Here is an 8,112-nt window from a genome sequence, read left to right as displayed (position 1 = left end):
TCTAGTTTTCTCAAAGGAAACCCCGACGAGGGGGTTTCATATAAGCTCTACTGGCTTAGTTCACTAGCACACTGTTGAGTTCTCAAGCAACACACCGCAACCCAGCCCACCCAGCAGGCAAACCAGATCACCGCGTTGTTTCAAGCTTTTTGGTCGAGCATGCCGATGCCTGCAAGGTAACTCGCAGAGAGTCGGCGGCCGCTCGTGGGCCGACGCTGAACATTACCTGGTCCGTTTCGCGGTGTCAACCCGCTCGGCCCTGGCGCCCCGTTCCCTTGGGGCTTTCGGCCCCGCCGGCCCGGTGTTCCTGGCGACGAAGAGAAGATTACATGCCCCGCAACGGCCCGAAAACAGGGGGGTCACTTAACGACATTGCCGCAGGTCAGGGGCCGATTCGACCCCGCGCGACGGTCACCGACCGCAACGGCTCGCCGGCCCGGAACGCGAACCGGCTCCCCCACCCGCCGCGAAGGCAGGGCGAGGGAGCCGGATTCGAACGGTCCGCGGGGTCAGAGGACCGGCAGCAGGGTCCTCAGCTCGTACGGCGTCACCGCACTCCGGTAGTTGTCCCACTCGGCGTGCTTGTTCCGGAGGAAGAAGTCGTAGACGTGCTCCCCCAGCGCGTCGGGCAGCAGCTCGGAGCGCTCCATCTCCGCGAGCGCCTCCCCGAGGTTCTGCGGCAGCTGCGCGTACCCCGCGGCACGACGCTCCGACTCCGACAGCTGCCAGATGTTGTCCTCCGCGGGCGGCGGCAGCTCGTAGCCCTTTTCGATCCCCTTGAGGCCGGCGGCGAGGATCACCGAGTACGCCAGGTACGGGTTGCACGCCGAATCCAGCGTGCGGATCTCCACCCGCCGCGACGACGCCTTGCCGGGCGAGTACATCGGCACGCGCACCAACGCCGAGCGATTGGCCCGGCCCCACGACACCGTCGTCGGCGCTTCACTGCCGCTGATCAGGCGTTTGTACGAGTTCACCCACTGGTTGGTGACCGCCGAGATCTCCTTGGCGTGGTGCAGCAGCCCGGCGACGAAGGCCTTCCCCGTCGCGGACAGCTCGTACGGGTCCTCCGCGTCGTAGAACGCGTTGCGGTCGCCCTCGAACAGGCTCACGTGGGTGTGCATCCCCGAGCCGGGCTGGTCCGTGAACGGCTTCGGCATGAACGTCGCGCGCACGCCCTGCGTCAGCGCGACCTCCTTGACGACGTACCGGAACGTCATCACGTTGTCGGCCATGGTGAGGGCGTCGGCGTACCGCAGGTCGATCTCCTGCTGGCCCGGCGCTCCCTCATGGTGGCTGAACTCGACGGAGATGCCCATCGCCTCGAGCGTCTCGATGGCGTGGCGGCGGAAGTGCGTGGCCGTGGCGTGGCTGGCCTGGTCGAAGTACCCGCCGTTGTCGGCCGGCTCGGGTTCGCTGCCGTCGTCGGGCAGGGTGGCGAGGAGGAAGAACTCGATCTCCGGGTGCACATAGCACGTGAAGCCCGCTTCGCCGGCCTTCGAGAGCTGGCGACGCAGCACGTGCCGCGGGTCGGCCCACGAGGGCGAGCCGTCGGGCATCGCGATGTCGCAGAACATGCGCGCGGAGTACGGGCCGCCGTCCGGTGTCTCCCACGGGAGCACCTGGAACGTCGACGGGTCCGGCTTCGCGACCATGTCCGACTCGTAGACGCGGGCGAAGCCCTCGATGGCGGAGCCGTCGAAGCCGATCCCCTCGCTGAACGCGCCCTCGAGCTCGGCCGGCGCGACCGCGACGGACTTGAGGAACCCCAGCACATCGGTGAACCAGAGCCGGACGAAACGGATGTCGCGCTCTTCCAACGTCCGGAGCACGAATTCCTGCTGGCGATCCATGGCCGCACCCTAACGACGGCGTGTTAACGACATGTTTCGCGACGCGCCGGAAGTGTCCACAATGCGCGAACTCACCTCAGGCCACGAACGTGAGCTCGCGTTTCCCGGATCGGGTGATCGACACCGACGCGATCGAGGCGATCACCGCGAGGCCCGCCGCCACGTACCAGGCCAGGGCGTAGTCGCCCAGCTGGTCGCGCACGGCTCCGGCCGCCGACGCCGCGAACGCGGCGCCCAGCTGGTGGCACGCGAAGACCCAGCCGAACACGATCGGGCCGGCCTCGCCGAAGGAGCGGATGCAGAGCGCGACCGTCGGCGGGACCGTGGCGACCCAGTCGAGACCGTAGAAAAGGATGAACGCCCACATGCTGGGCTGCACGGAGTCGGTGAACAGCTGCGGCAGCAACGCGAGCGAGAGCCCCCGCAGGGCGTAGTACACGCCGAGCAGGATGCGCGGGTCGACCCGGTCGGTGAGCCAGCCCGACACGACGGTCCCCACCACGTCGAACACGCCGACGAGCGCGAGCAGGTTCGCCGCGGTGGTCTGCGGCATGCCGTGGTCGTGCGCGGCCGGCACGAAGTGGGTGCCGACCAGGCCGTTCGTGGTCGCCCCGCAGATCGCGAAGCCGATGGCCAGCAGCCAGAACGAGCGGGAGCGCATGGCCTGGAACAGCACGCGGATCGCCCGGCCCGCCGAGCCGCGTTTGACGTCCGGGTGGGCCACCTCCGTGCCCTCGGGCGCGCCGAACGCGACCGCCCCGAGGTCGGCCGGGTGGTCGCGCACCACGAGCAGCACGACGGGGACCACCGCGAGCGCCGCGATGGCGATGACCAGCGACGCCGTGCGCCAGCCGTCGTTCACGGCCAGCGTGGCGACCACAGGCAGGAACACGAGCTGACCCGTCGAGCCGGCCGCGGTGAGGATGCCGGTCACGGCGCCGCGGTGGCGCACGAACCAGCGCGTGGTGACGGTCGCGGCGAAGCTCATGGCCATCGAGCCCGTGCCGGCGCCGACGAGCACGCCCCAGCACAGGATGAGCTCCCAGCTCGTGCTCATGAACACCGTGCCGCCCGCACCGAGCGCGACCACGAACAAGGCGGTCGCGGCAACACGCCGGATACCGAAACGTTCCATGAGCGCCGCGGCGAAGGGGGCGAAGAGGCCGTAAAGCACGAGGTTGACGGAAACCGCCAGGCCGATGGTCGCGCGGGACCAGCCGAACTCCTCGTGCAGCGGGTCGATCAGCACGCTCGGCGCGGCCCGGAACCCGGCCGCGGCCAGCAGGGCGATGAACGCGGCCGCGGCCACGAACCAGGCTCGGTGGACGCGGGGCGCGGTGCGGGTCTCGACGGTCACGGGTGATGAGTCTGATTCGTCTTCGGCGTCCTCGACAGTGGCTTGAAGGACACCGTCCGAAAGGATCGGGCCACGGGTAGTCTCACCGCCATGCGCTGCCGACGCTTCCTGCCGGCGCTGCTGCTCCTCGGACTCGTCGGCGGGTGCACAGCGCCCTCGCTGCCCCCGGCCGGTGACCTGCTCGGCGCGGCCGGAGCGAACTTCGCCGGCGTGCGCAGCCTGCACTTTTCCGTGGTCGTGAACGGCGTACTGCCCGGCCTGCCCTTGAGCACCGTCGACGGCGACGCGACGCTCGACGACGGCGGCCACGCGGCCGGCACCGCCGAGCTGGAGAACGCGACGAGCGACCGGAAGCTCTCCTTCGTCCTCGACGGGACCCACGCCACCACGCACGACAGCACCGGCGCGACCTGGTCGGGCCCGGCGACGTTCACCGTCGGAGACTTCCTCGGCCCCGACGGCGGCCTGGCGCGGATGCTCAGCTCACTCGGCAACCCGCAGACCGAGACGCGCGAGCCCGTGCACGGCCTCGACACCTACCGCGTCGGCGGGGTACTGCCCGCGAAGGTGGCGACGCGGCTGCTCCCCCAGATTCACTCGGACGTGAACGTGAAGGTGTGGGTCACGGCCGCCGAGCCGCGGCGGTTCGCCCGGTTCTGGCTGCAGGTCCCGCCCCCGACGGAGAAGGACAGCCCGGTGATGTTCGAGGTCACGCTCTCGAACGAGAACCAGCCCGTGCCGACTCCGCCGGCTGACTCAGCTACCCGCGCAACGCGTCCCGTCGGCCGGCACCGTGCCGTCGACGAGGTACGCGATGCCCGCCTTGTCCACGCACGCGTTGCCCTGCAGGAACGCCGTGTGCTGCGTGCCCTCGAAGGTGAGCAACGCGCCCTTCAGCGCCTTCGCGAGGTTCACGCCTGCCTGGTAGGGCGTGGCCGGGTCGTTGGTCGTGGAGATGGTGAGCGTCTTCGGCAGTCCTTCGACCTGCGGTTCGTGCGGCGTCATGGTGTTCGGCACCGGCCAGAAGGCGCAGGCGTCACGCGCGGAGCTGGCCGGGCGGCCGTCGTCGAGGAACGGCGCCACCTGCTCGTACTTCTGCTGCGCGTCGAGGATCGCCTTCGGGTCGGTGACGCGCGGGTCGTCGACGCAGCGAATGGCGGTGAAGGCGTCCTGTGTGGTGCCGTAGCGGCCGTCGGGGCCGCGCTCGTTGTAGATGTCGGCGAGCTGCTCGAGCGTGGCGCCGCGCTGGTTGCGCAGCTCGTTGAGGCCCGTGTTGAGGTACTCCCAGAGGTTCTGCTGGTAGAGCGCCTGGATGGCGCCGGTGGTGGCGTCCTCGTACGACAGCTTGCGGCCGTCGCCCACCGGCACCGGGAAGTCGATCAGCGGGCGGGTGAGGTCCTGGAACGCCTTCGTCGCCCCGGCCGGGTTGGTGCCGAGTGCGCAGTCCTGCCGAGCGGCACACCACTTCGCGAACTCGCCGAACGCGACGCCGAAGCCCTGGCCCTGCGCGACGAGCGAGTCTTCCGGGTCCTGCGTCGGGTCGACGGCGCCGTCGAGGACGAGCGCGCGGACGTTGCGCGGGAAGTCCTCGGCGTAGGTCGAGCCGAGGAGGGTGCCGTAGGAGTAGCCCAGGTAGGTCAGCTTCTCGTCGCCGAGCACGGACCGCAGCACGTCCAGGTCCTTGGCGACGTCGCGGGTGCCGACGTGTTCGAGCATGTCGTCGCCGAGTTTCGTGCGCTGGGCGCACTTCGCGGCGAAGTCCTTTTCCTGCGTCTCCTGCTTCGTGACGCCGGCGGGCGTGCCGTCGGTTTCACTGTCGTCGGCGCGGTCCGCGTCGCGTTCGCTGTCGGTGAGGCAGCGGATCTGCGGTTCGCTCGCGCCGATGCCGCGCGGGTCGAAGCCGACGAGGTCGAAGCGTTTGCCGAGGTCGTTGTTCTTGACCTGGTCGATCAAACCGGCGGCGGCGACCATGCCGGACGCGCCGGGACCGCCCGGGTTGACCACCAGCGAGCCGATGCGGTCGTCCGGTTCGCTCGCTTTGTGCCGCAGGACGCCGAGCGTGATGGTCTGTCCGTCCGGTTTGTCATAGTCCAGCGGCACGGTCAGCCGAGCGCACTGGATATCCGACCGACGGAAGGCGGTCTGCGCGTCGTCCGAGGTCGCGTAGGGTGCGCAGTCGGCCCAGGTCATGCTCTGGCCGTAGAAGCGCGCGAGCCCCGTGGGCACCGGCCCGACGGGCGGGTGCGATTCGGTCGTCGGCGAGGGCACGGTCTGGCCGGTGTTCGACGAGCACGCGACGAGCGTGCCGCCGAGCAGGCCGGCCACCGCGAGAGCGGCGATCCGGAGGGCGCGAGAGCTGGCGCTGGCATGGGGAGGCACGGTTTGATCGTGCCATCCGGCGGCGGAACTCCGACGCACCACCGGCGCGTTGGGTAATTCGAGGTGGCGGTCGGAGACACGAGCAAGACAGGACGGGAGACCAGGGGTGGCACTGATCAGCCGGGTGGGCAAGCGGCTCCGCCGGATCATCCAGCGGCCGGGCAGCGTCGAGCTGACCCGCTACGAAGCGCTGCTGCCCGCAGTCGCGAAGCTCGAACCCGAGCTCGAGAAGCTCTCGGACGCCGAGCTCACCGAACGTGCCGAAAAGCTGCGTGAGGACCTCGGCGGCGCGAAGGTGTTCAACGACGACCAGCTGGTGGAGACCTGCGCCCTCGGCCGGGAGGCCGCCCGGCGCGCGCTCGGTGAGCGCGCGTTCGACGTGCAGATCCTCGGCACGATGGGCCTGCTCACCGGGCACGTGGTGCAGATGGAGACCGGTGAGGGCAAGACGCTCGCCGGTGCGCTGGCGGCCGCCGGGTACGCCCTGCGCGGCAGCCGCGTGCACGTCGTCACCGTCAACGACTACCTCGCCCGACGCGACGCCGAGTGGATGAAGCCCGTCTATGACCTGCTCGCGGTCACCGTCGGCTGGGTCGAGCCCGCGCACTCGCGCGACGAGCGCAAGGACGCCTACGGCAAGCAGGTCACCTACGGCGCCGTCGCCGAAATCGGCTTCGACGTGCTGCGCGACCGGCTCGTGACGAACGTCGACGACCTGGTGCAGCCCGCGCCCGAGGTGGCGATCGTCGACGAAGCCGACTCCGTCCTGGTCGACGAGGCCCGCGTGCCGCTCGTGATGGCCGGCTCGATCGACCACAACGACGCCGACGAAGAGGTCGCCACGGTCGTGCGGCGCCTGCGGCTCGGCCTGCACTACGAGACCGACACCGACGGCCGCAACGCGTGGCTCACCACCGCCGGCGCGTCCGTGGTCGAGAAGTCGCTCGGCGGCATCGACCTCTACGGCGACACGGGTTCCGACCGCCTGGCCGCCGTGAACGTCGCCCTGCACGCCCACGCGCTGCTCACCCGCGACGTCGACTACCTCGTGCGCGACGGCAAGGTGCAGCTCATCAACGCCGCCCGCGGCCGCGTCGCCGAGCTGCAGCGCTGGCCGGACGGCCTGCAGGCCGCTGTCGAGGCGAAGGAGCAGGTGGCGGCCACCGACCGCGGCGAGATCCTCGACTCGATCACGGTGCAGGCGCTGCTCGCGCGCTACCCGTCGGTGGCGGGCATGACCGGTACGGCCGTGGCCGTGGCCGAGCAGCTGCGCGAGTTCTACCGCCTCGAGGTCGCGGTGATCCCGCCGAACACCCCCAACGTCCGCGAGGACCAGCCGGACCGGATCTTCGGGTCGCCGTCGCAGAAGCTGCGCGCGATCGAGGAGGAGATCCGGAAGGTGCACGAGACCGGGCGGCCCATCCTCGTGGGCACCCAGGACGTGGCCGAATCCGAGGAGCTGGCCGACAAGCTCGCGAAGGTCGACCTGCCGTGCGTCGTGCTCAACGCGCGCAACGACGCCGAAGAGGCCGCGATCATCGCCGAGGCCGGCAAGAAGGGCGCGGTCACCGTGTCCACGCAGATGGCCGGCCGCGGTACCGACATCCGCCTCGGCGGCACCGACGGCGCGAGCCGCGAGGAGGTCGCCGAGCTGGGTGGCCTGCACGTGATCGGCACCGCGCGCTACCCGTCGAGCCGGCTCGACGGTCAGCTGCGTGGCCGCTCCGGCCGCCAGGGCGACCCGGGCAGCGCGATCTTCTTCGCGAGCCTCAACGACGACCTGGTCCTCTCCAACGCGCCCGACATCCCCGAGGGCATCGACGCCGACACCGAGACCGGGGAGATCACCGACCCGGCGGCGCTGCGGCAGATCAACCACGCCCAGCGCGTGGCCGAGGGCGTCGACCTGGAGATCCACCGCAACACCTGGCGCTACACGCGGCTGATCGAGCGGCAGCGCACGGAGCTGCTGGAGCACCGTGACAAGGTGCTGCACACGGCGTTCGCGGCCGAGGAGCTGGAGAAGGCGCAGCCGGAGAAGTTCGCCGAGGTGAAGGAGAAGCTCGACGACACCGAGCGGCTCGAGCAGCTTTCGCGCGAGGTCGTGCTGTTCCACCTCGACCAGCTCTGGTCCGACCACCTCGCGTACCTGACCGACGTGCGCGAGAGCATCCACCTGCGGGCGCTGGCCCGGGAGACGCCGCTCGACGAGTTCCACCGCGCGGCGATCCCGGAGTTCCACAAGATCATCCCGGAGTCGGCGGCGCGCGCTTCAAAGACGCTCGAGGAAGCCGAGATCACCGACGACGGCATCGATCTCGCCGACGCCGGCGTGCGGCGGGCGAACACGACGTGGACCTACCTGGTGCACGACAACCCGTTCGACTCGGACTTCGAGCAGACGGTGAAGAAGGTGCGCAGCATGATGCGGATGAAGAAGTCCTGATCTTGTTCTTGAGGAGCCCGGTCACCTGTGTTGGTGGCCGGGCTCCTTTTTTGCCCACACCCGGGCCTCACTGTGCT

At 70.0% G+C, this 8,112-nt stretch carries 4 protein-coding genes and 1 pseudogene; 2 read left to right on the top strand and 3 right to left on the bottom strand.

Annotation, left to right across the window (positions count from 1 at the left end; all coding sequences use genetic code 11):
* Window positions 1-509 precede the first annotated feature (509 nt).
* Together glnA and ACFY1H_RS15050 are read right to left on the bottom strand one after the other, a co-directional pair.
* The gene (gene glnA / locus ACFY1H_RS15055; RefSeq protein ID WP_366574999.1) at window positions 510-1,853 is read right to left on the bottom strand and encodes a type I glutamate--ammonia ligase; all 1,344 of its coding nucleotides are present in this window, start codon (window positions 1,851-1,853) and stop codon (window positions 510-512) included.
* Window positions 1,854-1,929: 76 nt separating this feature from the next.
* The gene (locus ACFY1H_RS15050; protein WP_366575001.1) at window positions 1,930-3,210 is read right to left on the bottom strand and encodes an MFS transporter; all 1,281 of its coding nucleotides are present in this window, start codon (window positions 3,208-3,210) and stop codon (window positions 1,930-1,932) included.
* A 90-nt stretch (window positions 3,211-3,300) separates the two neighbouring features.
* Between ACFY1H_RS15050 and ACFY1H_RS15045 the strand changes: the two are divergent.
* Window positions 3,301-3,888 (top strand): annotated as a pseudogene (locus ACFY1H_RS15045) (LppX_LprAFG lipoprotein); the annotation flags it as partial.
* Between the two features lie 78 nt (window positions 3,889-3,966).
* Here ACFY1H_RS15045 and ACFY1H_RS15040 read toward each other — a convergent pair.
* Window positions 3,967-5,535 (bottom strand): alpha/beta hydrolase, encoded by a 1,569-nt coding sequence (locus tag ACFY1H_RS15040; RefSeq protein WP_366575913.1) that lies wholly within the window; start codon window positions 5,533-5,535, stop codon window positions 3,967-3,969.
* Window positions 5,536-5,695: 160 nt separating this feature from the next.
* Here ACFY1H_RS15040 and secA2 point away from each other — a divergent pair, with 160 nt between their 5' ends.
* Window positions 5,696-8,035 (top strand): accessory Sec system translocase SecA2, encoded by a 2,340-nt coding sequence (secA2, locus tag ACFY1H_RS15035; RefSeq protein ID WP_366575005.1) that lies wholly within the window; start codon window positions 5,696-5,698, stop codon window positions 8,033-8,035.
* Window positions 8,036-8,112 lie beyond the last annotated feature (77 nt).

Source organism: Amycolatopsis sp. NPDC001319 (genome assembly GCF_042896185.1).
Taxonomy (GTDB): domain Bacteria; phylum Actinomycetota; class Actinomycetes; order Mycobacteriales; family Pseudonocardiaceae; genus Amycolatopsis.
Note: the sequence above shows the minus strand (reverse complement) of the source record. Positions and strands in the feature narration are given on the sequence as shown.

Coding starts and splice junctions, on each gene's coding strand:
- glnA (WP_366574999.1), bottom strand. CDS start 1,853: ATGGATCGCCAGCAGGAATTCGTGCTCCGGACGTTGGAAGAGCGCGAC.